Annotated in this window: 21 protein-coding genes and 1 pseudogene; 11 read left to right on the forward strand and 11 right to left on the reverse strand. The window is 32.3% G+C overall.

The window, feature by feature from the left end:
* The first annotated feature begins 146 nt into the window (after positions 1 to 146).
* The 7 genes from ACQ654_RS24695 (at position 147) to ACQ654_RS24725 (ending at position 5,217) form a co-directional block, all read left to right on the forward strand.
* The gene (locus tag ACQ654_RS24695; protein WP_430413073.1) at positions 147 to 1,115 is read left to right on the forward strand and encodes a hypothetical protein; all 969 of its coding nucleotides are present in this window, start codon (positions 147 to 149) and stop codon (positions 1,113 to 1,115) included.
* A complete protein-coding gene (locus ACQ654_RS24700) occupies positions 1,112 to 2,086 on the forward strand; it encodes a glycogen-binding domain-containing protein (RefSeq protein WP_430413074.1) in 975 nt (324 codons plus the stop codon). The genes ACQ654_RS24695 and ACQ654_RS24700 overlap by 4 nt, the downstream gene beginning before the upstream one ends.
* Positions 2,087 to 2,249: 163 nt before the next feature.
* Positions 2,250 to 2,579, forward strand: a complete 330-nt coding sequence (locus ACQ654_RS24705; protein WP_430413075.1) for an ArsR/SmtB family transcription factor — start codon at positions 2,250 to 2,252, stop codon at positions 2,577 to 2,579.
* Positions 2,572 to 3,018, forward strand: a complete 447-nt coding sequence (locus ACQ654_RS24710) for an SRPBCC family protein (RefSeq protein WP_430413076.1) — start codon at positions 2,572 to 2,574, stop codon at positions 3,016 to 3,018. Before ACQ654_RS24705 ends, ACQ654_RS24710 begins: the two co-directional genes overlap by 8 nt.
* A 337-nt stretch (positions 3,019 to 3,355) precedes the next feature.
* The gene (locus ACQ654_RS24715) at positions 3,356 to 3,862 is read left to right on the forward strand and encodes a TlpA family protein disulfide reductase (protein ID WP_430413077.1); all 507 of its coding nucleotides are present in this window, start codon (positions 3,356 to 3,358) and stop codon (positions 3,860 to 3,862) included.
* Positions 3,863 to 3,927: 65 nt separating this feature from the next.
* Entirely contained in the window at positions 3,928 to 4,710 is a 783-nt protein-coding gene (locus ACQ654_RS24720; RefSeq protein ID WP_430413078.1) for a hypothetical protein, read from the forward strand.
* Between the two features lie 21 nt (positions 4,711 to 4,731).
* Positions 4,732 to 5,217 carry a hypothetical protein gene (locus tag ACQ654_RS24725; RefSeq protein ID WP_430413079.1) on the forward strand — a complete coding sequence of 162 codons (486 nt, stop codon included), beginning with the start codon at positions 4,732 to 4,734 and terminating at the stop codon, positions 5,215 to 5,217.
* Between the two features lie 308 nt (positions 5,218 to 5,525).
* Here ACQ654_RS24725 and ACQ654_RS24730 read toward each other — a convergent pair whose 3' ends face one another.
* From ACQ654_RS24730 to ACQ654_RS24750, 5 genes and pseudogenes are all read right to left on the reverse strand, one after another.
* Complete coding sequence (locus ACQ654_RS24730) at positions 5,526 to 7,865, reverse strand: ATP-dependent helicase (RefSeq protein WP_430413080.1); 2,340 nt, start codon at positions 7,863 to 7,865, stop codon at positions 5,526 to 5,528.
* Positions 7,866 to 7,973: 108 nt separating this feature from the next.
* Positions 7,974 to 8,602: pseudogene (locus tag ACQ654_RS24735) on the reverse strand (low molecular weight phosphatase family protein).
* A 25-nt stretch (positions 8,603 to 8,627) separates the two neighbouring features.
* On the reverse strand, positions 8,628 to 9,263 hold the full coding sequence (locus tag ACQ654_RS24740; RefSeq protein ID WP_430413081.1) for a hypothetical protein: 636 nt from the start codon (positions 9,261 to 9,263) through the stop codon (positions 8,628 to 8,630).
* A gap of 66 nt (positions 9,264 to 9,329) precedes the next feature.
* Positions 9,330 to 9,662, reverse strand: coding sequence for an ArsR/SmtB family transcription factor (locus tag ACQ654_RS24745; protein ID WP_430413082.1), 333 nt, complete (start codon positions 9,660 to 9,662; stop codon positions 9,330 to 9,332).
* A 286-nt stretch (positions 9,663 to 9,948) separates the two neighbouring features.
* On the reverse strand, positions 9,949 to 10,962 hold the full coding sequence (locus tag ACQ654_RS24750; RefSeq protein WP_430413083.1) for a hypothetical protein: 1,014 nt from the start codon (positions 10,960 to 10,962) through the stop codon (positions 9,949 to 9,951).
* A gap of 141 nt (positions 10,963 to 11,103) precedes the next feature.
* Here ACQ654_RS24750 and ACQ654_RS24755 point away from each other — a divergent pair, with 141 nt between their 5' ends.
* The 4 genes from ACQ654_RS24755 (at position 11,104) to ACQ654_RS24770 (ending at position 15,627) form a co-directional block, all read left to right on the forward strand.
* A complete protein-coding gene (locus tag ACQ654_RS24755; RefSeq protein ID WP_430413084.1) occupies positions 11,104 to 12,351 on the forward strand; it encodes a hypothetical protein in 1,248 nt (415 codons plus the stop codon).
* A gap of 73 nt (positions 12,352 to 12,424) precedes the next feature.
* Entirely contained in the window at positions 12,425 to 12,580 is a 156-nt protein-coding gene (locus ACQ654_RS24760) for a hypothetical protein (RefSeq protein ID WP_430413085.1), read from the forward strand.
* A gap of 205 nt (positions 12,581 to 12,785) precedes the next feature.
* Positions 12,786 to 14,054, forward strand: a complete 1,269-nt coding sequence (locus ACQ654_RS24765; protein WP_430413086.1) for an amidohydrolase — start codon at positions 12,786 to 12,788, stop codon at positions 14,052 to 14,054.
* 7 nt (positions 14,055 to 14,061) lie between these two features.
* Complete coding sequence (locus tag ACQ654_RS24770; protein ID WP_430413087.1) at positions 14,062 to 15,627, forward strand: FMN-binding glutamate synthase family protein; 1,566 nt, start codon at positions 14,062 to 14,064, stop codon at positions 15,625 to 15,627.
* A gap of 46 nt (positions 15,628 to 15,673) precedes the next feature.
* Here the strand turns inward: ACQ654_RS24770 and ACQ654_RS24775 are convergent, their stop codons facing one another.
* From ACQ654_RS24775 to ACQ654_RS24800, 6 genes are all read right to left on the reverse strand, one after another.
* Positions 15,674 to 16,153, reverse strand: a complete 480-nt coding sequence (locus tag ACQ654_RS24775; protein WP_430413088.1) for a hypothetical protein — start codon at positions 16,151 to 16,153, stop codon at positions 15,674 to 15,676.
* 80 nt (positions 16,154 to 16,233) lie between these two features.
* The gene (locus tag ACQ654_RS24780; RefSeq protein WP_430413089.1) at positions 16,234 to 16,560 is read right to left on the reverse strand and encodes a hypothetical protein; all 327 of its coding nucleotides are present in this window, start codon (positions 16,558 to 16,560) and stop codon (positions 16,234 to 16,236) included.
* 356 nt (positions 16,561 to 16,916) lie between these two features.
* Positions 16,917 to 17,834: a DUF6602 domain-containing protein gene (locus ACQ654_RS24785; protein ID WP_430413090.1), complete on the reverse strand. Its 918-nt coding sequence runs from the start codon at positions 17,832 to 17,834 to the stop codon at positions 16,917 to 16,919.
* A 165-nt stretch (positions 17,835 to 17,999) separates the two neighbouring features.
* The gene (locus ACQ654_RS24790) at positions 18,000 to 18,740 is read right to left on the reverse strand and encodes a LytR/AlgR family response regulator transcription factor (RefSeq protein WP_430413091.1); all 741 of its coding nucleotides are present in this window, start codon (positions 18,738 to 18,740) and stop codon (positions 18,000 to 18,002) included.
* 3 nt (positions 18,741 to 18,743) lie between these two features.
* Positions 18,744 to 21,614, reverse strand: a complete 2,871-nt coding sequence (locus ACQ654_RS24795) for a histidine kinase (RefSeq protein ID WP_430413092.1) — start codon at positions 21,612 to 21,614, stop codon at positions 18,744 to 18,746.
* 127 nt (positions 21,615 to 21,741) lie between these two features.
* A complete protein-coding gene (locus tag ACQ654_RS24800) occupies positions 21,742 to 23,643 on the reverse strand; it encodes a T9SS type A sorting domain-containing protein (RefSeq protein ID WP_430413093.1) in 1,902 nt (633 codons plus the stop codon).
* Positions 23,644 to 23,761: the final 118 nt, after the last annotated feature.

The raw sequence follows: 23,761 nt of genomic DNA on the forward strand, positions 1-23,761 counted from the left end.
CTGTAACTAAAAACATTTCTATTTCGTCATGCTGAACTTGATTCAGCATCTCACAAATTGTTCTTTATTTTGAGAATAAATCTATGGTAAACTGCAACAAATTCTGAAAATGATCGTCTATATAGTATCATCATCAATCAAAAACCATGAAAAAATTAATATTAACCACCATTGTACTCTTTTGGTGCTTTGCAAATTTGCAAGCTACGGAAGACGACACTTCGGTCGAAATTCTGTTTCCAGAAGCAGAGTTTTTAAACCAGTATACAGCGCGAATTCCATTTAAAATTGTAGATCAGCTTATTGTTGTAGAAGCTGAATTTTTGAATCAAAAAGGTGATTTTATCATTGATACAGGTTCAGAAACGTTAATCTTAAACAAAAATCATTTCCCTAAAGGACAACGACTTACGAAGAAAAAAACACAAACGACTGGCATTACACGAATTATTGACCAACCGTATGAACGAAAGTTGAGCGAGTTTATTCTATCTACATTCAGTCTAAAAAATAAAAAGTCGGACGTCATTGATTTGTCACATATCGAAAAAAGTAAAAAAATGCATTTATTAGGTATTATTGGATATAATATTTTGAAAGATTACGAGGTTTTTGTCGATTTATATCTGAATCAAATTACACTTTCCAAAGTTGATAAACACGGAAATAAATACGATGATAAAGTCTACGCAGAAACCATTTCTGATAGTTTAGATTTTGAATTGAAAAAACATACAATTGTCGTTTCGGGAACGATTAATAAACAAAAAGTGCGATTTGCCTTAGATACAGGTGCAGAATTCAATCAGCTCAATAAAAATAGTCACAAAAATATCTTGGAAAAATTTCGTCCGATGCGTACATTGTCGTTAGTTGGAGCTGGAAATAGAAAAATTAAGGTTTTGGCAGGAAAATTGTATAATTTCCGAATGAGCGAAACACAAGGAGTTGGACCAATGTATACAATTGTTACAAATTTACGTAAAATGCGAGAAGCGTATGGAACTTCTGTTGACGGCGTTTTAGGTTACGAATTTTTAAAATACAAGCGTACGATCATCAATTATCAAAAACAAAAACTATATTTCATTAAATCACCTATATTTAGACCTTGAAAAATAGCATACAACATATCATTTTTATCATACTATTTTGCGTGACTGCGACTGTATTTGCACAACATAAAACGACAAAAGGGTATCGCATGGATGGTGATGAAGTGGTTTTTACATTTGATAAACGCGATTATTTTGAAGTCACACATGGCGAAAGTCAAGAACGTACTTCCATTCATAATTCAGATTTAATTATTAAAAATGTGGCGGTTTCTGGTCAATTTAACAATTGGGCAAAAGACAAATGGATAATGACGCAATTGGATGAAAACAGGTATGAATTCCGTAAAAAAGTAGCTGATTTTGGTGATGAATTTTCATGGGAATTTAAATTTGTTATCAATGAGAATTATTGGGCTGAACCAGAAAAAAATATTGCAAATATAGCTTCCGCGAAAGACAAATACGGAAAAGAGTTACATGTATACAATCTGAAAATGTACTCAGCTTTTGTTTCGGAAGATGGAAATACTTCTTTCTACCTAGAAGGTCATGAAAATGCCGAAAAAGTGATTATAGCTGGTACATTTAATAAATGGAATGAAGATTTATTTCAGATGAAAAAAGTAGCTGATGGTTGGTACATTACACTTCAATTACGACCAGGAATCTATGAATATAAATTCATAATTGACGGCATGTGGATGCGTGATGAAGCCAATCCGAACAAGAAACGAAACGAATTTGGCGAATTCAATTCACTCGTTGAAGTCAAAGCGTATTACACCTTCAAACTTCATGGATATAAAAATGCTGAAAAAGTATTACTTTCTGGAACTTTCAACGATTGGTCTGAAGATGGTTTTGAAATGATAAAAACTGATTACGGTTGGAAATTTACCATCTTACTTTCTAGCGGAAAGCATCAATACAAATTTATCGTAGACAACAAATGGATGCTCGATCCTTCAAATCCTGTCAAAGAATACGATTACAAAGGTAATATCAATTCTGTTTGCATGGTTCGGTAAAACATATAACTATCTGATTATATTGTAATTACACATTCGTTAATTTGATTTAGATATGTTTCCAAAATCTTACTACTCAATACTCTTATCTCCATACTTATAGAAAATATTTGCGTAACCGAATAGTTACACTTATATTTGTAACCGATTAGTTACATAAATTATGAGAAGAGATGTTTTTCAGGCTATTGCCGATCCTGTTCGCAGAGATATCATTGAAATGTTAGCAGTTGAGTCGTTAACTATTAATGCTGTCGCAGAAAAATTTGACGTAAGTCGTCCTGCAATTTCAAAGCATTTAAAGATTTTGAAAGAATGTGATATTATCTCCATTGAGAAACAAGGAAGAGAACGATTTTGTACAATTCAGCCCAAAAAATTGATTCCTGCATTTTTGTGGATTGATCAATACAAACAGTTATGGGAAGATAAACTTGATAATTTCGAAAACTATTTACATCAATTACAATCTAAAAACAAAAAACATGAGTAATCTAGAAAATCGTACCATTACTATAGAAAGAACTTTTAATGCTCCACTTTCACTGGTTTGGGAAGCGTGGACACAACCAGAACATATTGCTTCTTGGTGGGCACCAAATGGCGCAAAGCTTGATATTGTTGAACACAATTTTACCGTTGGTGGAAAGTGGAAATTTAGTATGCCTATGCCAAATGGAGGCGAATTTATCTCAGAAGGAACATATATAGAAATCATTCCGCAAGAAAAAATAGTATTTACGGCAGACTTTAAACCGATGACTGAAAATGTTGAAATTCATGTGCTTTTAAAAGCAGATGGCGATAAAACAAACTTTACATTCCATTGTGTCCATGAAACAGAGGAATATTGCCGTCAGCAAGAAAAAATGGGCGTTTATAATGGTTGGGGAAGTGCTTTTGACCGATTGGAAGCTTTTGTAAACTCGTAAATAATATAAAATCAAGGTAATTGAATTAGATTAAACCATTGCTTTTCATTTAACATTTTTTACCTAAAACGCTATTTTTCTATATTTTATTTTCGTTTTCTTTGCTTGCCCAAAAGATACTTAAACAAGTTCAGCATAGGCTTCACAAAAGAAAAGGCACTTTTAGTTCACGCACTTATATCCTTAAATTAAGATATTCATAAATGTAAACATTTCCAGAGGTGTTTTTAGCGGAAAAGGATAATACTGCGTTATTTATTGTACTTAACCGACTTTAAATAAAATCATTTTTGTTTAATTATTTATATCTTGTTAACACATTAAAACAAACTTTATCATGCATTTAAAATTAACACTTACAATCGTTTTTAGTTTCTTTATTTTAATTGGATACAGTCAAGATGGAGATGTTGCAAAAAAAGGGCAAGATGTTTCTAATGTTGTACTTACCATCGAAAACAATAAAAAAGTAACAGTATCCGATTATAAAGGAAAAGTAATTTTTATCAACTTTTTTGCAAATTGGTGTCCACCATGTAAACTAGAAATGCCACATTTAGAAAAAGACGTTTGGCAACACTATAAAGACAATAAAAACTTTGTAATGCTTGCGTTTGGTCGTGGAGACGATTTGGCGAAAGTGCAAAAATTTAAAAAAGATTTTAATGTTACTTTTCCAATGTTTCCAGATGTTTCAAAAGCAATTTACAACAACTTCGCAACAAAATATATTCCAAGAAATTATATTATAAAAGATGGAAAAATAGTCTATGCTTCTACAGGATTTAAAGAAGGTGAATTTAAGGAAATGGTTGAGTTTTTAGGTACACTTTTAAAAGAATAAAGTATATTCGCATTCATGAATTCCTCTCATTTTAATTATTTTATAATCTTACACATAACAATTTTATGGAGAAAAAGTACACCGTAGAAGGAACATATCAAGTTAACAACGGAGAAGAAAAAGAATTTAGTTTCGATTATACAAACTCGGAAGAAAATGTTGAAAATAACAACAAACTTCTGCAAATTTTAGACAAACCTTATAAACTTATTTTACAAGGTGGAAAACATGGTGTAAAAGGTGTTAGACGCTTTTTTTCTATCGTTTTTCTATTCTTAATTGCAAATCTGTGTATGGTTATTTATGCCATAAACAGAATGGTTGTGAGTGGTTTCGGCTTTGGAAAATCGTTTATGCTTGTTGTTATTTTTTTGGCAGGAATTGGATTTACCATTTATGCAGGTTACCGAACATATCAATACGTTGTCATTGACACAATGCGTGTGATTTATGAGAATAGCACTTCCCTATTTCAGAAAATTAGTGACTTAGTCATTGGTAATGTTGAAAAGCTATTTACTGGAAAAAAAGATGTAAAACAATCTGACTTGAAGAAAGCATTAAATTTCAGTAAAATGGTACATCAAAAATATCAAAAAGTGCCACGATTTATTCGCAAAGGAATGATTATGGTATTGAAAAAAGTGCCTTTTGTAGGCATGTTAGTTGATTTGCAAGAAGATATCAACTCTGGAAATAATTCCGTTGCAAGCGCAAAATTATATACCAAAGTAGATAGTTTTATTTCGGGAACTGTTTTTGGAAATAATAATACGAAATGGGTTTTGTGGTTGTTGCCACTAAATATACTTTTAATGTACTTATTTATTCGTTGGAAAATTGGATAAACCTCTTAAAACAAATCAATTATGAATCTAATTTCAATTAAAGAAAAACTACAAACAAAGTCAATTTTACATGACGATTCAGTTATTATAGAAGATATGCCGTCTGTTATTGGATATGACAAACAATTTAGATGGAGTTGGATGGCAACACAATTGAATACCTTTTTTGTTGCTTCTGATTGTGGAAATACGCCAATTACTAAAAAGTTTATTGAAGAGCATTTAAAATCGTCATTTACATATACCAAATATGCGTATAATGGTTGGCCAAGAGGTTTACAATCTGGTGTAGGTGTGATTAGTATTTTGATTTCGGATACCATTACGGAAGAAGCCAAAACCTATTGTAAAAAGCTACAATCTGGTAAAAAATGGGCCGCTTTTACCATTCCTGTTGTGATTGATAGCAACACAAAAGAAGTTTTCTTTTTTGATAAAAAACCAATGTGGGGACGAATTTACTTTCCGTATTTTGAAAAGATAATTAAAGAGTTGACTTCAAAATGATAAATTGTTGAATGTTTAATCCTCATAAATTCAATTTACACTAACACTTTCAACTTCTTATAATTCCTGCCACTCCTAAGTTTCAAATAATTCACGGAATCATGGGTTGGTTCATTATTTTTTCCTTTCTGATTATACTACCTTGGTTTTATTATTAACTTTAAAATCATGTATCATGTTAGAAAAATTAAAGAAATTTGAAATCAAGAACTCAAGTACAATTCTAGGCGGACTTTATCCTAAAAAGAAAGTTATAGAATAAAATTAAAAAAGCCGTTTCAATACATTTTGAAACGGCTATTTGAGTCTTATTTTAAAATTTTCAGTTTTGCAAAACGCAATAATAGCTTTTTGATTCCGCCAACTTGAAATTTAATTTCTGCTTTTTTATCGCCACCAACACCTTCTATTCGTAAAATTTCTCCACGACCAAATCGTGTGTGTTCTACTTTAGTACCTGACGCTAAATCACCGTCAAATAAACCTGGACTTGGTGAATCACTTTCTGAAGTTTGTGGTTTTAGCTTACGCAACTTTCTAATTTGCTCAGGTGAAGGACTTCCAACAACTGGCGGTCGACCCGATTTTGGTTTCTGTAAACGCAACTTACTTTTATCTACTTCGCCAAAAATATCATTATCAATCAATGGTTTAAATCTGTAACTATCAATTGGCGTAATGTAGTCTAAATATTTTTCGTCAATTTCTTCAATAAATCTGCTTGGTTCTGCATCCGTTAATTTTCCCCAACGATACCTACTTTGCGCATATGTTAAGTATGCTTGTTTTTCGGCTCGCGTCAAGGCTACGTAAAACAAACGGCGTTCTTCTTCCAATTCACTACGCGAACTCATACTCATTCCAGAAGGAAACAAATCTTCTTCCATTCCCACAATGTACACGTATGGAAATTCCAATCCTTTTGCCAAGTGAATTGTCATTAACGCAACTCTATCATCATCACCTTTATCATTGTCCAAATCGGTTGCCAGTGCAACATCTTCTAAAAATTCTGCCAACGCACCACGCGCATCTGCGACTTCAATTTGTCCTTCCACAAAATCTTTGATACCATTGAGTAATTCCTCAATATTTTCAATTCGTGCAATTCCTTCAGGCGTTCCATCTTTCTTGAGTTCTTGAACTAATCCCGTTTTTTTAGTAATATGTGCAGTTAATTCGAAAGCATTCGAACCTTCATTCATAATTTGAAAACTTCGAATCATCATCACAAAGTTTTCTAATTTTGTTTTTGTTCCAGAATTTATTTTCAGATCGATTTTAGAAATATTTTCCATCACTTCAAACATAGATCGTCCGTAATGCTTGGCGGCAACAACGAGTTTGTCAATTGTAGTTTGACCAATTCCACGTGCAGGATAATTAATAACACGCTTTAAACTTTCTTCATCTTTCGGATTCACAATAAGTCGTAAATACGCCAAAACATCTTTTACTTCTTTACGTTGATAGAATGACAAACCTCCGTAAATACGATACGGAATGTCACGCTTTCGCAACGCGTCTTCCATGGCTCTCGATTGTGCGTTGGTACGATATAATATGGCAAATTCACCGTTGTGCAATTGTTCGCGCATTTTGGTTTCAAAAATTGAACCTGCTACAAATCGTCCTTCTTCACTATCTGTTACACTTCTGTTTACCTTTATTTTTCCTCCTTCATCATTTGCTGTCCAAACAACTTTATCCAATCGTGTTTTGTTATGTTCGATGACAGAATTTGCCGCTTCAACGATATTTTTTGTTGAACGATAATTTTGTTCCAATCGATACATTTCAACATTTTCATAATCTTTTTGGAAATTTAAGATATTGTTGATGTTTGCACCACGAAACGCATAAATACTTTGTGAATCGTCTCCAACTACACAAATGTTCTGAAAACGATCGGCTAATGCTTTTACAATCAGGTATTGTGAATGGTTTGTATCTTGGTACTCATCTACCAATATATAACGGAAACGATCTTGATATTTTGCCAATACATCTGGAAAACGATTTAACAACTCATTGGTTCTCAACAACAAATCATCAAAATCCATTGCACCAGCTTTAAAACAACGATCTACATATTCTTTGTAAATTTCGCCCATTCTTGGACGTTTCGCCATAGCATCCGCTTCCACTAATTCAGCATCGTTATAATACGCTCTCACAGTAATTAAACTGTTTTTAAACGAAGAAATACGCGATCTAACTTGCTTGTATTTATAAATGTCTTTATCAAGTTGCATTTCCTTGATTATGGAACGAATTAGACGTTCAGAATCTTGCGTATCATAAATTGTAAAATTGCTTGGATATCCGAGTTTATCCGCTTCAAAACGAAGAATTTTTGCAAAAATGGAATGAAAAGTTCCCATCCATAAATTTTTTGCTTCGCTTCCACCCACAATATCTGCAATACGCTTTTTCATTTCACGTGCTGCTTTGTTGGTAAATGTTAGCGATAGTATATTAAACGCGTCTATTCCTTGACTCATTAAATACGCAATTCGATACGTAAGTACTCTTGTTTTTCCTGAACCTGCACCAGCTATGACCATTAACGCTCCATCTTTGTGAAGTGTTGGCGCTCGTTGCGCGTCATTTAGCTGATTTATATAGTGATGAATGTCTTGCTGCATAATTGTTCCAAAAATAAAACACTCAACTCGCTATTACAACTGTTCTTTTTGAAAGTTATACACTTTTTTGGTGGCTTCTGATAAGAAACCTTTTTTGGATGCCATTTTTTATGAATTTATTTGCGAGAAAACATAATGCATTTCAGTTGCAATTTGTAAACTTCGTTCGTTATATTTTGCTGCTTGTAATGCTGTGTCATCAAAAACTTTTGGATCTTCATAAGTTATTGGAATACGTTTTTCTGCACCTTTAATGAAAGGACAGCCACCATCAGCTTGTGAACAAGTCATCACAGCAGCGAATTCTGATTTTGGATTAAATTCATCATCTATTTTTTTTGAAAAAACTATAATTGGGTGCTCATTCGCTGTATATTTAATAGCATAAATTGAGTTTGTGCTTTTTGAAATTGTTTCAATTTGAAAACCTGTATTTTTCAATACTTCTGCAACCATTGGAAAGAGTGCTGTTGCTTCGTTCCACCCGAATAACAAAATACCATTGGAATAGTAAAATAAGATGCCATTGTCTGTGCCCATACTTGAGATAAATGACTTCTTCGTGAATTGTGAGTACAAATAAAATTTATTCGAGTTTTCTCGCCTATTGAAACCTTTGATTGTATAAATTCGATTAGTGATTGTAAAACCTTTTTACGTTCTTCTACAATACTTGAAGGGTTTAGTTCATTGATTGTTTGCTCAATTTCAGGAAATACCGTGTGGATTGTTGTCATTGTATTTTTTTTGAGTATTGAAAAGTTATTTTTTTTGTAATAAGTTGTTTATTCGAGTCGATACATATAACATTTCTCTTGCTATAGTGCTTGTATCCAAGAAAACCAATTCAATTCTTTTATCTGTAGATGTTGCAGGTTTTACTTTTTCAAGATATATCAATACATGGTGATTCCTGCCAGAGTTTAAAGATTCTAAAGATTTTGAATTTACAGTCCAATTTCCTGAACCATAATCAATTTTACATGCCTTTGTGTTACTTCTACGTATATTTTTTAAGCTAAAACCAAAATCTTCCAATATGGAAAGTTTTGGAAAAGAATCATATGTTGGAGCAATACCCGCAGATTCAATATGTAAAAGATCACTATGACCATAAAATAACGAACCCGTTTGCAACCAAACCATAGCTAGTTGACTAATTTTTTCATTCTTCCCGTCAATGAAAAGCACAGCTACTTTAGCATTTTTTTTCGTGTTTTTAAATATGATAAAAGCAATTTGATCTAACTGCTTTAAACGTTCCGTAGGAATATCAACGAAAGTGTCGCCAATTTCTACGATAGACTTTTTAATGTTACTTTTTAGTGTTTGTGATTGAACTACTTGTAAAAAGCATAAAAAAAGTAAGATGATTGGAATTGTTGTTTTTGTTTTCATGAGTATATATATTAAAGTTACTTCATTCGTTAATCGCAATAAAACAATTAATATTTGCAAATTTTTTTAACAACAGTCTTCATTTATCTGTAAATCTTGACCTATAAATTGTTGCATAATTTCTCTCATTTCTTTCCATTTTTCAATATGTATACAATAACAAACACTTGTACCTTCAACTGTTCCCTTGATGAGTCCTAAGTATTTCAGTTCCTTTAAATGCTGAGAAATTGTGGGTTGTGCTAAACCAATTTCTTTTACCAACTCTCCACAGACACAAGTATTTATTTTGAATAGATGCTGTAGTATTGCAACTCTTGCTGGATGTCCAAATACTTTAGCAAAAAGAGCTATTTGATTTTGTTTATCTGTAAACATTTCTGTTTTAGCTAATCCCATATGGTATCTTTTATTAGTCTATTGCAATAATACGATTAATTGTAAAATTAGAAGAATAAAATCTAATTTTTTAATAATAAGCCAATCACCTCAAATCTTATGTGACTGTTCCATTTTATAATTTTTAGTGATATTTCAGAGTTGCTAAATATATAGAAATGAACCTTTTTCTGGACTTCTTATTTTATAAGTAATTGAAAATCAGATATAAAAAAACTACTCAATAGTTTGTTGTTTAAAAAAAAATGATTGCATTTTATACTATCAACTGAAAACTGAACTGCTACTAATTAGAATTTTCTCTAATTTTTTCTGCTCTTTTGATTTGAAAAGGTGTAAACCAATCCCAACTTACACCAATAGAAATTTGATTGCCCGAATCGACAAAGCGATAGTTGTAATTATCATGTCCATAGATGTAACTTGCAAAAATTCCAATATCACGATCAAAAGGATATAGTGTAAATGTGGTTTCGCTTCGCAACGGTTCTACAAACGGATGTGCACCTTGTATCACTTCAAATTTTTGCTCAAAAGCATACCGTAATTTAGGCTTCCAAACATGAATGAATTCATATCCTAACCCAAAACGATTTCGACCATAAATATTGATATCAAAGTCTGTATAACCGCCAAAATTAAACAACCCAACAAATTTATTATGATACAATTCCCAAGAAGCGGTAAACGAATGTACTTTGTAAGGTTTATCAAATTGATTTAAATTATTGAATCTAAAATTGAACGATAATCTTGTCGTATTGGTTGAAAAGTTTCCGTTTTGTCTATTTAATAATTCTGATAAATTACTATCATCTGTTATAGTTGTATGAAGCGCTGTACACGGCATGGTTTCATCATCTTCTCCAGTTAAAAACGAACAACCTGATTGTCCGTTTGAGTAATGTCCGGATTCAATTGCCCAAGCAAAAAAATTATTAGTATCTGTTTTGTATAATTGTTGCCAACCAAATAAAATGCGGTACGAAGGTGTTTTTATAGGTTTTGAATTTTCTGCATACATCCGAATATGTGGTTGAAACGTAAGATACACAGCATCACTTCGCCGTTTTGTTCCTTCTTGCATAATTCGGCGCATATTATTATAAATACTATAATACACAACGGGTTTTGCATCAAACAAAATAGTTTCTCTCGAATTCATGTTCGATAGATAACTAAAAGTAGTTTTTACCGCAATTGGATAATAATCTGTAAATCCGTTGTCATTGCTCGCATTTTGTGCATTTACATAAGTTAATAATAAGGTTACAACTATAACTGACACATATTTCTTCATGATTCCTTATTTAGCAACAAAAATAATTCATTTTTTCACGTAATGTTGCAGTGTTTCCCTTAATATTGAAACAAAAAATTACGTGAAACTACGTTGATGCAATTTTAGAATATTTTGCTAATTTTAGAAAAAAATAATTACATGGGACATCCAAAAGAAATCTTACTACTTAGACATGCAGAAAAACCTGCTGATATTACCAATGAAAACTTATCTACTAAAGGATATGAACGTGCGGCGGCACTCGCCTACTATATGCCTGATACTTTTGGTACAATTGATCATATCTTTGCGGCTGGTGTTGGACATAAAAGTCATAGTGAGCGCCCAAGAGAAACCATTACTCCTTTAGCGGACCGTTTGGGTAAAAAAGTACATGATTCTTATTTAAAATATCAATATCCAGAAATGATTACACATATTTTTGGAGACGACAAATATACAGATACAACCATTGCTATTGCTTGGCAACATACCGATATTGAGGCTATTGCTAATAAATTTGGAGCGTTAAAAGTTCCCACAACAAAATGGCCTGGCGATTGTTTTGATTTGGTTTGGAAACTAACACTCAATGCAGATAAAAGCTATACATTAGATCAAATTCCGCAATTATTATTATACGGAGATACGGACAATACTATTGTTGATCCGTTAACAAAAACATTTTGTCAAGAATTACAAACTATCGATCCGCGAGATCTTTTTGGCTCACAACCTATAAGTCCAGCTGGAAACTTTCCTAACCAAGCTATGACCTGTATTTTTCAAGTTCCGAAAGCGAATATTCCTGCCGGATTAACGGAACAATTTATATTTGTTGGTGCTGGCTATTTGTTAAATGAACAAGCAATTATTGACAATCAAATTGCGGCAGTTTTAAATGTTGCGTATGATGAAAATGATGTCAAAGATTTGCAAATTCCATTTTCTGATCCAACTATAGACAAAAGAACGGCATTACCTTTTGAGCTGGCTTCCAATGAAAATTATTACCTAAATCAATTAGATAAAGTTGGTTTGGTTGATGGAAACGAAAATGATGTTACAACCTTAGTTGCCGCAGTTTTAGAAGCTGAACAACTCCTAAATTTCCCAACACCAACACAACAAAAAGAAGCTGGAATGACTAATTTCTATGCGCAAGGTAACTTAGTTATTCATTGCCATGATGGTGGAAGTCGATCTGTAACTATAACTGCTTTGTACTTGTACTATAAATACTATGCAACTACAGATATTCCTTTTCAAGATGTGTATAAAGATATTATTTGTTTGCGTTGGAATAAATCTGTAAACCATCATCCAACACAAGGAATTTGCGAAAATGCTTATAAGGTTTTAAATACTTATGAAGCGTTATTTCCAAAACCTATACTCAAAGGTTAATATATACGGCTTTACCGTACCATGAATAACATGATATTTTATAATTTTAAAAATTAACTTAAAATTCAAAATCATGAAAAAACAAACTTTAAAAAGTTTAACTTTAAACAAAATTGCTATTTCTAACATTCAAATTATGGGAGGACGCGCACAAAGAGGAGAATCTTTATTCAATACAGTATGTGATGCATGTTATACAGATGATTGCCCAAGAAATCAAGATATGTAAATCTTTATATCTATTCATAGTAAAAGCTTTCAGGAAACTGGAAGCTTTTTTTAATTTGATTGACTATATTTTTAAATGATTCAATACATTTAATTCCAACAATCATAGATGATACTTAAAATTACTACTTCACAAACAAAAAAATTGAATATCTTTGAAATTGAGTAAATATTACAATGTTTACAACAATCCAATCCACACTATTATGAAAAAATTGTTACTTGTTATCTTTTTACTTTCTTTCTGTTTTGCAAATGCACAAGAAGGATTTGAAAAAGATATTGACGCTATTGAAGCAAAGTTGATTGAATGGAGGCGTGATTTTCATGAAAATCCAGAATTGTCTAACAGAGAATTTAAAACTGCTGAAAAAATAGCCAAACATCTAAAATCGTTAGGTTTAGAAGTACAAACGGGTGTTGCTCATACTGGCGTTGTTGGAATTTTAAAAGGCGATCTTCCTGGAAAAGTAATTGCGTTACGTGCAGATATTGATGCACTTCCAGTTACAGAACGTACCGATATTCCTTTTAAATCTAAAGTAAGAACCACTTTTAATGATGTAGAAACTGGTGTCATGCACGCTTGCGGACACGATACACACATTTCCATATTACTAGGCGTTGCAACTATTTTTTCAAAACATAAAGACAAAATTAGAGGAACTATAAAGTTTATCTTTCAACCTGCAGAAGAAGGCGCACCAAAAGGTGAAGAAGGCGGTGCAGAAATGATGGTAAAAGAAGGTGTTTTAAAAAATCCGGATGTAGATGCAATTTTTGGTTTACATATAAGTGCCGGACAAGATGTAGGAACAATAAACTATAAGCCTGGCGGAATTATGGCAGCTTCACAAAGCTTTGAAATTACCGTTAATGGTAAGCAAAGTCATGGTTCACGACCTTGGACAAGTATTGATCCTATTATGGCAAGTGTGAAAATTATTGATGGTTTACAAACCATTATTAGTAGAGAATCAGAATTAACCAAAGAAGGCGCAGTCATTACAATTGGAAAATTTACAAGCGGTGTTCGAAGCAATATTATTCCTGAAAAAGCAACACTCGTTGGAACAATTCGTACATTAGATTATGACATGCAAGCGTTTATCAACAAACGAATGAAAGAAATGGTTCCTGCTATTGCAAAAGCATACAGAGCCGAAGCAACTATTAAAATTGAAAAAGGATATCCAATTACATATAACGATCCTACATTAACAGCACAAATGCTACCTTCATTACAAAAAGCCGCTGGAAATTCTAATGTAAATGAAATTAGAGCAATTACTGGCGCAGAAGATTTTTCATTCTTTCAAAAAGAAATCCCTGGATTGTATTTCTTTTTAGGTGGAAAACCTGTCGGAAAGGAAGCAACCTCACATCATACACCCGATTTTTATATTGATGAAAGCGGAATGAAACTCGGTGTAAAAGCATTTATTCAATTGAGTCTAGATTACTTGAACAACTAATATTTTTATGGATACAATTTTAAACTTTTTAGGGAATATCACATGGTGGATGTGGATTCTTATCGTACTTGTCGTGATTGCTATCAGAGACATTATACAGAAAAAACACATCATTATTCACAATTATCCTGTTATTGGACATATTCGATATATGTTTGAAAGTATCGGACCCGAAATTCGCCAATATTTTGTAGCAAATAATCGTGAAGAATTGCCTTTTAATCGTATTGAACGTGGCTGGATTTATGCTTCCGCGAAAAAACAAAACAATTACGAAGGTTTTGGAACCGATAGGGATATTTATGCGCATCAACATATATTCATTAACAATGCCATGATGCCGTATCAAGTTGGAGAAAATCATCCAAATTCGATTGACAAAACGTTTTTACCATGTGCAAAAATCATGGGAGAATTTAACAAAAGAAAGCGTCCTTATCGTCCTGCATCTGTTATAAATATTTCTGCTATGAGTTTTGGTTCATTATCTGCGAAAGCAGTAGAATCAATGAATAAAGGTGTAAAAATGGCAGACGCATATCACAACACTGGTGAAGGCGGATTGTCTCCGTATCACCGTAATGGTGGTGATGTCGTATTTCACTTTGGAACAGGATATTTTGGTGTTCGTGCAGAAGATGGTGGCTTTTCTATGGAAAAAATGATCAAATTGGTGGAAGATAATCCGTTTATACGTGCCATTGAAGTAAAATTATCGCAAGGTGCAAAACCTGGAAAAGGTGGAGTATTGCCTGGCGAAAAAATTTCAAAAGAAATTGCAGAAATTCGTGGTGTGGAAGTTGGAAAAGATGTATTATCGCCACCAAATCACAAAGCATTTTCGAACGTTCCTGAGTTGATCGAGTTCATTGAAAAAATTGCAGAAGCCACAGGATTACCTGTTGGAATTAAAGCCGCTATTGGTAAATTGGATCAATGGGAAGAATTAGCAGACATCATGAAAACTACAGGAAAAGGTCCTGATTTTATTACAGTTGACGGTGGTGAAGGTGGAACTGGAGCCGCGCCGCCAAGTTTTGCAGATCATGTTTCATTGCCTTGGGTTTACGGATTTGCAGATTTGTACCGATTGTTTCAAGATAAAGGACTTTCAGAACGCATCGTATTTATCGGAAGTGGAAAATTAGGATTTCCTGCCAAAGCTGCAATGGCGTTTGCTATGGGCGTTGATTGTATCAATGTAGCACGTGAAGCCATGATGAGTATTGGATGTATTCAGGCAAAAGTGTGTCATACAAATAGATGTCCTACAGGAATTGCTACACAGAGTAAATGGTTGCAAAACGGGATTGATCCTACGCTGAAATCTGCTCGATTGGCACAATATTTTAAAACGTTTAGAAAAGAATTTATCGAAGTTACACATGCGGCTGGTCACGAACATCCGTGTCAGTTTACTATGGAAGATATAGAGGTTAATGTTGATGACCACAATTTGTCGAAGGAATTGAAATCGACATATATGTATGAAAAGACAATTGTTCCTTTTAAAGATATGCAAACCTTGAAAGATTGTATGTATTTAGGAGGAAAAGCTACAAGTCAAAGCTAGATTGTTGGATTGTTGGATTGTTGGATTGTTGGATTGTTGAGAAGATTCAATTTTCTCCCAATTCTTCTAACTCTAAGTTGAAATCGTATTGCAAGTCTTCATGAAGCGTACTAATGGCTTTTTTAGCCATTGCTAATTGTCGATCATAAATGTTCATCATTTGTAGACTTCTTTTGTGTGATGGCTTTAATTCTTTTAATTTGCCACAAAAATACAATAGAATTTCTGCTTCGGTTTCTTTCTTTTTAGAGTAACGAATGTACTTTTTGAGTAATCGTAAAATTTTACGCGTACTTTTTTTGACATAATACAAACTATCATGATTTAACTTTGAAAATTCAACATCGATTTCAGCTTTTATTTCACGAATGTATTCGTCTTCATCTCTCGAATCAAAAAGTACATAGGTAAGTAATTCTTTGTTTTCTTTTTTGAACTTTGCCAGTTTCAAACAGATGTCAATGAGTTCTTGATGCGTGTGTTCTTTTAATTCTTTTTTTAATATTGATACGGTAACTGGCTTCATGTATGTGTATTGCTTTCTGTGTGATTTAAAAAGTAAAGAACGGGAATTTTAAATTGATGAATTTTGTTTTGTGGAACTTCTTATTGAGAATGGCGTTTATTTTTTGAATCTAGAAAGTCTATTAATGCTGTATTATAACAATGATTCTCTCCGCTTCCGAAACAACCTTTTCCAATAGCGACGACATCAACATTATATTCTTTCTTAAAATCTTTTTTAATTCCTTCAGAGTTTACAGCTAGTCCATAAGCAAAGTAAGCGAATTTATTTTGTGTCTTATCAAACTCTAATCGCTCCAATAATTCATCACAATCTTTATCATTATAGCTTTTTATAAAATTTTTTCTGTCAATTTCTTGAAATGATTTATAGGACATAATTAACTCTGATGCTATTAGTAAAGCCATAAAAATGAATAAGTATTTAAAAAACTTGGGAGTTCGTAGCTTAGGGAGAAAAGTCAATATTAATAAAATCAATGAAATCATTAATCCTATTAATTGAAAATCCATTAACTCAGAATAAAGATTATAAGAATCTATATTGATTCTGTTGAAAACTAGCAATGCAAACCCAATGAATACTAGAGCAATGATAATTATATATTTCTTCATTGTGTTGATAGATGTTAACGTGGACATGTATGGTTCAGTTGCGTTGGCAAAAACTAAGTTAGCTAAATTGGACGAACCAGAGGAAATTCCTCCGGAATTTCCAAGTAGGCGATAATCAAGCAATTAATTATACACGGTATTGTACCACGTTATTTCATTTCAATCCCAATTCTTTTATTCATTTCATCTGGAATGAAATGGTTTAGAATGTTTGTCTTTGAAACAATTACTTTATTTAATAACAAATCAACTAGATATTGAAGGAAACCGAGCATAGTTCTTGAAGGGTCAATGATAAAATAATCCTTTCCAATTAACATTTTCGGATAATTATATCCTCCAGATTGATAATATAAATCACTAGATTTTGTAGTCATTTCGCCAGTATTTCCACTTTCATCTTGTCCAATAAGCCCAAATACTTCTATCATAGGTTTATTGTTTTTAGAAATTCCGATTATTCCTCTATTAATGACACATAATAAATTTGGTCTATGTTCTGGCGCTACATCTGCTATTGCATCATTATAGTGTTTTAATAATGTTTTACTGCTCTTAAACGTTGTGTCAAAAGCGAAAATTATACCAATAGGTGAGCTAGTATTACTGGATACAATAGAATTACTTTTATGATACGAAACACTATCTTCTATAAACTTTAATTTTTTTAGTGATTCAATATTTTTTACCGCTGTTTTTAATTCTTTTTCATCTATTGAAGTTTTTACTTCAATCCCACAATAAATTACATCAACTGGATAAATTGAAGGTTCTTCATCAATGAAAAGTTTTGGATTAAACAGCTTATCAATAATTAAGATGTCTTCTTGTTTACTTCTGTCACATTCACTGCCAGAATTATCTATTACTATACCTGAACTATATTGATACATTTCAGGAAGAAATTCAATTAGAAGCTGTCTTATTTCTTTCTCTACTCTAGTTCCTTTAGATGCTTGATGTTCAATTAATTCTCTAATATCATCAAAGCGCGATAGAATTTGTTCCACTCGCTTTTTGTAATGTTTAGAAACTCTGTCAGTAGCTTTAAATATAATTGGTTCCATAGGTTATGAATTCTAAAATTCAGCAGTTTTTTAAATGTTGCACAACGCACATATAACAAGAATTCCTGTTATTTCTCCTATAACCAAACCCGATTATAAGGCATACGATGTATATATCCTTAAAACTATAAGAATCCCACCAAAAATCAAAGTCATTCAACCAATTTATTGAAAAAGTTCCAAGAAGGCTTTTTTGTTAGCTTTGGAAATCGGAACGCGTTCTTCTGTTTCCAATACTAAATAACCTTCGTTTTCAAAATGGCGTACTTTTTCAAGATTTACAATGTGCGATTTGTGACATTTGAAGAATTTTGGATTTAATAATTTTTCAAATTTCCCCAAATTGTACGAACTCGTCATCACAGTCTTATCAATGAGATGAATTTTGGTGTATCCGCTAAATCCTTCTAAATGCATCACTTCTTCCTCTGGAATAAACGACAAGCCTTTTGCCGTTGGCACTATTATTTTATTATTATTGGAAATGGTATTCGTGAGTAAATTAACGAGTTTTGAGTTATTTTCTAAATCGTTTTTCGTCTGAATTACCGTAATTGCTTTGTTTACGGCGATAATTAAATCTTCATCATCAATTGGTTTTAGAACATAATCAATAGCGTTTTGCTTGAATGCTTCAATCGCATATTCGCTATACGCCGTGACAAATATGACCTGAAATTGTATTTCTTTTAACTTCGCTAACAATTCAAAACCGTTGATTCTAGGCATTTCAATGTCTAAGAAAACCAAATCGGGTTGCTTATTTTTCAATGCTTTTACAGCATCTTCTGGTTTTTGAAATGTAGCGGTGATTTCAATACCTGAGAAAAGTTTTCCAAGTTTTTGCGCTAATCCTTTTAAATTGGATATTTCGTCATCAATAAGTATGGCAGTAAGTGTTTTCATGGCTTATAATTGCGTAATTATAAAAGTTGATTTGTTTCCTTTATCTGTTAATTCTGGAGATACTTCTTCCGTTTTGTATGTAATTTTCCAGTTTTCAGATTGGTTTAAATATTTCAGGCGATCATCCAACACATTGGAAGATTTCACTTTTTTGTTTGCTTTGTTTTGTGTGTTTACAACGCCTACTCCATCGTCAATGATTTCAATTCGATAGTTTTTTTCATCAATAAATTTAAAATTAATGGTAATTTTTCCAGTATCCATTTTATTAAAAATTCCGTGATTTACAGCATTTTCAACAATTGGTTGCAACAACATTGTTGGTATTTTGTGTTTCTTTATATCCAACAATTCATCAATATGAAGTTGATATTCAAATTTTTCCTTGAAACGCAGTTTTTCAATATCCAAATAGTTTTTGATGAGCTGAATTTCTTGTGCTAAATTTATTTCGGTTTCTTTTGAAAGTTCAAAAAACTGCCTGATAAGCTTTGAAAATTTCACCAAATACGTTTCTGAAGCCTTTATTTCATTGTTATTAATGTAATATTGAATCGCCGCCAACGAGTTGAATACAAAATGCGGATTCATCTGTGAACGCAATGCTTTGAGTTGAATTTCAGAAAGTAATTTTTCTTGTACTAACTTTTCATTTTTCTTTTCTTGTGTTTTTTTACTAACGCGCCAAACCGCAAATATAATTGTAATTAATAGTAAACATATTCCACCAATTTTTGCCCACAATGTTTGCCACCACAAAGGTATAATGGTAAAACTAATTTGCTTTTCAATGTTGTTTGAAATTATTTTTAAAGTATATGTATTTGGCTGTAAGTCGTTAAAATTAAGCACATTCGTAGCGGAAGTACTCCATGTTTTTTGTATCGGTTCTAATTGATATGTGTAACTTGTGTGTTGATCTTCAGAGAAATCAATGCGTGAAACCTCAACACTTAATGTATTGTTATTTACATATTCAAAATTATTAGTTTCGGTTGTAATTGTTGCTGAATTGTACGTCGCTTTTTTTATAAAAACATCTAATAAAAGACTTTGTTTTTTCTGCTGTTTTGGCAGCATCGCCAATCCGTTATTGGTAGCAACAATTAGATCAGTTTCATTTACATATACCGAATTGATATTGTTATTTGGCAAACCATCATTCTGATTGTAAGTTCTGTGTAAGTTATAGGTTTCATCTTCTTTCAAAAAATGTAAAACACCTGTATTTGTTGCCAACCATAACGATGTATTTTTTATAAAAGCATCTTGTACAATTAAAAATTCCGAGCCTTTTAGTGGTTTAATAATTTCTAAATCAGTAATATAAGAACCAAATCCGTCTGTATTTATTAAAAGTGATGTATTCGATAGTTTTTTTAAGCTTAGTATTGATCTGTTCAGTGTGTCATTTTTGAAATATACGGAACGAATGGAATCATTTTTCAGTTCTTTCAAACCGTTTGTAGTGGCGATTAATAAACGATTTTTAAAAGCTAGCAAATCCGTAGTCCCTTTTTGAAGGTATTCTTTTTCAATAGATAAATCATTGGTATTCATTTTGTTTATTCCGAAAGAAAAATTGCCATATAAATAATCTTCAAAGAATATAAATCTTCGCGCCAAACTGTTAAGTAAGCTTGATTGTTTTTGCCCTTCATTAAAATCTATCGTTGTGAGTTGATTGTGAGCTGCAATGAAAATTTTTGTTTTTGTTGAAAAATAATTTTTGTCAAGCTCTTTTACTTCACTCGCACTAAAAATATATTCTTCGACAGCAATAAAAGCATTAAATTCTTTTGTTTGCGGATCGTATTTATAAATTCCTTTGTTGAAAATATTTGCGTATAAATCGCCATTTAAAACATTAAAACTTTGAATTTTATCTTCATTGAATAGATATTTTATATGCTGTTGCAGATAGGGTAATTTATAAACTCCTTTGTTAAAGGTTGAAAGCCAAACCGTATTGAGATTGTCTATAAAACCAAAATGAGCGTTTAAATTTGGTGGAAAATAGAACGGATTTTTGATGTGAAGATCAGCATCTAAAAAACCTACAAAACCAGCACCCGTAATTTGCAATTGATCACCGACTAGATTGATTCTTGAATGGTTAACTACTTCAATTCCAATCTCATCCTTAAAATTGTACTTGCTAAATTTTAGCGTATTCAAATTTAATATCGAATACATTTTATTCGAAACCCAAAAATATAAACTATCCGAAATTTGACCTCTCATAGTATGATTATGTAAAATTTCTTTTGCATAATTTTCTCCTATTTTTTTATGATTTTGATCGTGAATACTAAATTTTCCACTCTTGTTGTGAACCCTTAAATAATTTACATTTTCATGAAGAATTTTAGTATAATCAAATTTGTTGGCATCTTTAGCATCTTTAAAATCATCCACGGAATAAATTATGTTCCATGTATCATTTTTCAGTTGATACAATTTATTAGTTCCCATAGGATAAATTTCGTTTCCTAACTGAAATGAAAATGTAGGATTTATGATTTCTCCTTTTGTTGCATTCGGAAAAGAAACGACGCTATCATTTTTTATATATCCAAGTGAAGAAGCTTTGGATAAATACCATATTTTTCCGTCTGGCGTTGTAAAAGCTTCCCAAACATCGTTGTTGGACAAGCCATTTTTTGTGGTAAAAATTGTAAAATTATTACCATCATATTTTACCATTCCTTTATCTGTCAAAAACCACATAAAACCTTGCGCATCTTGTAAAATGGTGTACACATGATTGCTAGGCAAACCATCTTTGGTAGTGTAATTGGTGTATTGTTGCGCAAAAGAAAAACTCCATAACAGCAGTAATAGTAGTGTGATATGGAGTTTTTTAGGATTCAATAGAATATAGTTAATGCGTTGTTACAAATGTAATGGTTTCATTTTCTATTTAATAGAATTTGGAATGTATGATTCTCATTCAAAGGAAGAATAACGTACTTTACACATATATTGATCTATTTTCAAGTTATTGCTTGATTATTTTTTTAGTCGAAAAACCATTGATAGAAACAACTTTTAGAAAGTAAATTCCGCTTGAAGCGTTTGCCATAGTAAGCATATTGTTTCCTATTTGCAACGTCCCTTTTTGAAGTTCTTGTCCGTTTATATTTGTAATTGTAAATGTAGCTGTCTCTTTGATTGAAACTTCAAACTGATCTTTTACAGGATTCGGATACATTGTAAAACTAGCTTCGTTATCAGACGTGTTTTCTAAAGAAAGAGTTCCATCTATTTGAGTTGTCGCCGTATTTGTGATGATTGGTAAATTATAATCAAAATAGATAGCAGCTTGGCATTCTACAACATCACCAACGGTAAAAGTTGGAACTGTTCGTGCCTTGAATACGATAAAACCATGACTATTTGGCTCATCAGAAGTACTATCGGCTAAATTTATATTATCAAACTGAAAGTTTACTTTATCGCCACTTAGGTTTGTCACATATGCATGAGAAGCATATATTGGCGTAAATGTTGACCAATCTAAATCAGCATCTAAAACTGTGTTTACATTGATATTAATTGCAGATGCTGTTCCCGTATTCTGAAAACGAATTCTAAAATACAAATCTTCGTATGCTTGTGTGTAATTCAACAACGGACCTTGTAAAATTGTTGCATCATTAGGATCGTATGAACCAATCGTGACTTGTTGCAAATCGAATGTGTTATTTGCCGTATTTGTTTCTGCTATTGGCGTTATGTTTGCCTGAAAAGGTAAAATATCACCATTGTTCACCGTTGGCGGCGTATTTATATTAAAAAACACATTGATGACTCTTGTTTCAAAAGGTGCTAAATTTGAATAATTCCAGCTTAATGTATTTGCTGTAAAACTGTTTTCTGTTGGAGAAGATGACAAATGATTCACCAAACTAGCATCATACACAAACTCAATAGCGCCACTTGCCGTAGTTCCGCCGTTATTTGTGTATACAATGCTATAAGCACTATTGAAACCAGGTCGTGCATCAGTTGTCGGAACAATAATTACCGAAACGTCAGTACCAACAATAGTAGAAGTAATACAAAAGTTTTGACTGCCAATAGTTTGTGGAGATGAAAATGTATTTGAATAGTTTGCAGGTGTGGACGTAATTGATGCATTCGCAATTTCCGTAGTAACAGTTCCAGATTCATCAAAGGTAAAACCATAATTTCCTAACGTATTTGTGTTTGAATAATATACATTTCCACTTGTAGAAGCGGTACTTTTTACGAGAATGTTAGCTGGCGTATACGTTGATGTTGCACAATTATCTGCATTTTCATCATAGGTAACTTTTCCTTGGACACTGTGTGGCGAATTGTCTTTGTATAAATTGATCGTTCCAAATTGATAGGTTTCATCAAAATTATTATCATCCAAATTACCTACAGATCCCGTTAATTCTAAATAATAAGTATCTGTAGTATCTATAAGAAAAGGAGAACTTTCACAGAAGTCCATTGCGCCTGGTCCGCCTCCATTCATTGTACAATTCAAATTGAATGATTGTACAATAGTTCCTGACGAATTTTTTAACACGACACTTGATAATTGACTCACTTGAAACGCGCCCATCATTGCATCAAAGAAATAATGACCATATTCTGTAAAAAATACATAGTTGTCACTTGCAAATAAAGGAAAACTCGGCGATGTGATCACAAAAGTTTCTTCGTTAAAACTGGAATTTTCAATAGCCAATACACCGCTTGTATACGATGAATTAGAATTGGACATGCTAATGTTATTCCCAGCTATTGACCAACCGTTTAAATCGGTTGCAAAATTATAGTTGGGAATGTTAATGTTTTGTGCTGCTACAGCACTGAAAAATAGTACGCATAAAAATGCATACATGCAATGTAGTTTTACTTTCATTAGAGAGGATTTTATGAATTAACAAATACACCTCTAATATAAAACCAAGTTCCTTTACACGTATGCGTCATTGAAAGAAACACGTGTTTCATTTATTAAAATAGCACTTTCATACAAT

Source organism: Kordia sp., from assembly GCF_965283645.1.
GTDB lineage: Bacteria > Bacteroidota > Bacteroidia > Flavobacteriales > Flavobacteriaceae > Kordia.

Bases quoted from the DNA above. Each gene is read 5' to 3' on its own strand.
- ACQ654_RS24775 (WP_430413088.1), bottom strand. From the start codon at position 16,153: ATGAAGCCAGTTACCGTATCAATATTAAAAAAAGAATTAAAAGAACAC.
- ACQ654_RS24730 (WP_430413080.1), bottom strand. From the start codon at position 7,865: ATGCAGCAAGACATTCATCACTATATAAATCAGCTAAATGACGCGCAA.
- ACQ654_RS24785 (WP_430413090.1), bottom strand. From the start codon at position 17,834: ATGGAACCAATTATATTTAAAGCTACTGACAGAGTTTCTAAACATTAC.
- ACQ654_RS24790 (WP_430413091.1), bottom strand. From the start codon at position 18,740: ATGAAAACACTTACTGCCATACTTATTGATGACGAAATATCCAATTTA.
- ACQ654_RS24705 (WP_430413075.1), top strand. From the start codon at position 2,250: ATGAGAAGAGATGTTTTTCAGGCTATTGCCGATCCTGTTCGCAGAGAT.
- ACQ654_RS24710 (WP_430413076.1), top strand. From the start codon at position 2,572: ATGAGTAATCTAGAAAATCGTACCATTACTATAGAAAGAACTTTTAAT.
- ACQ654_RS24760 (WP_430413085.1), top strand. From the start codon at position 12,425: ATGAAAAAACAAACTTTAAAAAGTTTAACTTTAAACAAAATTGCTATT.
- ACQ654_RS24800 (WP_430413093.1), bottom strand. From the start codon at position 23,643: ATGAAAGTAAAACTACATTGCATGTATGCATTTTTATGCGTACTATTT.
- ACQ654_RS24720 (WP_430413078.1), top strand. From the start codon at position 3,928: ATGGAGAAAAAGTACACCGTAGAAGGAACATATCAAGTTAACAACGGA.
- ACQ654_RS24750 (WP_430413083.1), bottom strand. From the start codon at position 10,962: ATGAAGAAATATGTGTCAGTTATAGTTGTAACCTTATTATTAACTTAT.
- ACQ654_RS24765 (WP_430413086.1), top strand. From the start codon at position 12,786: ATGAAAAAATTGTTACTTGTTATCTTTTTACTTTCTTTCTGTTTTGCA.
- ACQ654_RS24745 (WP_430413082.1), bottom strand. From the start codon at position 9,662: ATGGGATTAGCTAAAACAGAAATGTTTACAGATAAACAAAATCAAATA.
- ACQ654_RS24740 (WP_430413081.1), bottom strand. From the start codon at position 9,263: ATGAAAACAAAAACAACAATTCCAATCATCTTACTTTTTTTATGCTTT.
- ACQ654_RS24780 (WP_430413089.1), bottom strand. From the start codon at position 16,560: ATGGCTTTACTAATAGCATCAGAGTTAATTATGTCCTATAAATCATTT.
- ACQ654_RS24755 (WP_430413084.1), top strand. From the start codon at position 11,104: ATGGGACATCCAAAAGAAATCTTACTACTTAGACATGCAGAAAAACCT.
- ACQ654_RS24695 (WP_430413073.1), top strand. From the start codon at position 147: ATGAAAAAATTAATATTAACCACCATTGTACTCTTTTGGTGCTTTGCA.
- ACQ654_RS24715 (WP_430413077.1), top strand. From the start codon at position 3,356: ATGCATTTAAAATTAACACTTACAATCGTTTTTAGTTTCTTTATTTTA.
- ACQ654_RS24725 (WP_430413079.1), top strand. From the start codon at position 4,732: ATGAATCTAATTTCAATTAAAGAAAAACTACAAACAAAGTCAATTTTA.
- ACQ654_RS24770 (WP_430413087.1), top strand. From the start codon at position 14,062: ATGGATACAATTTTAAACTTTTTAGGGAATATCACATGGTGGATGTGG.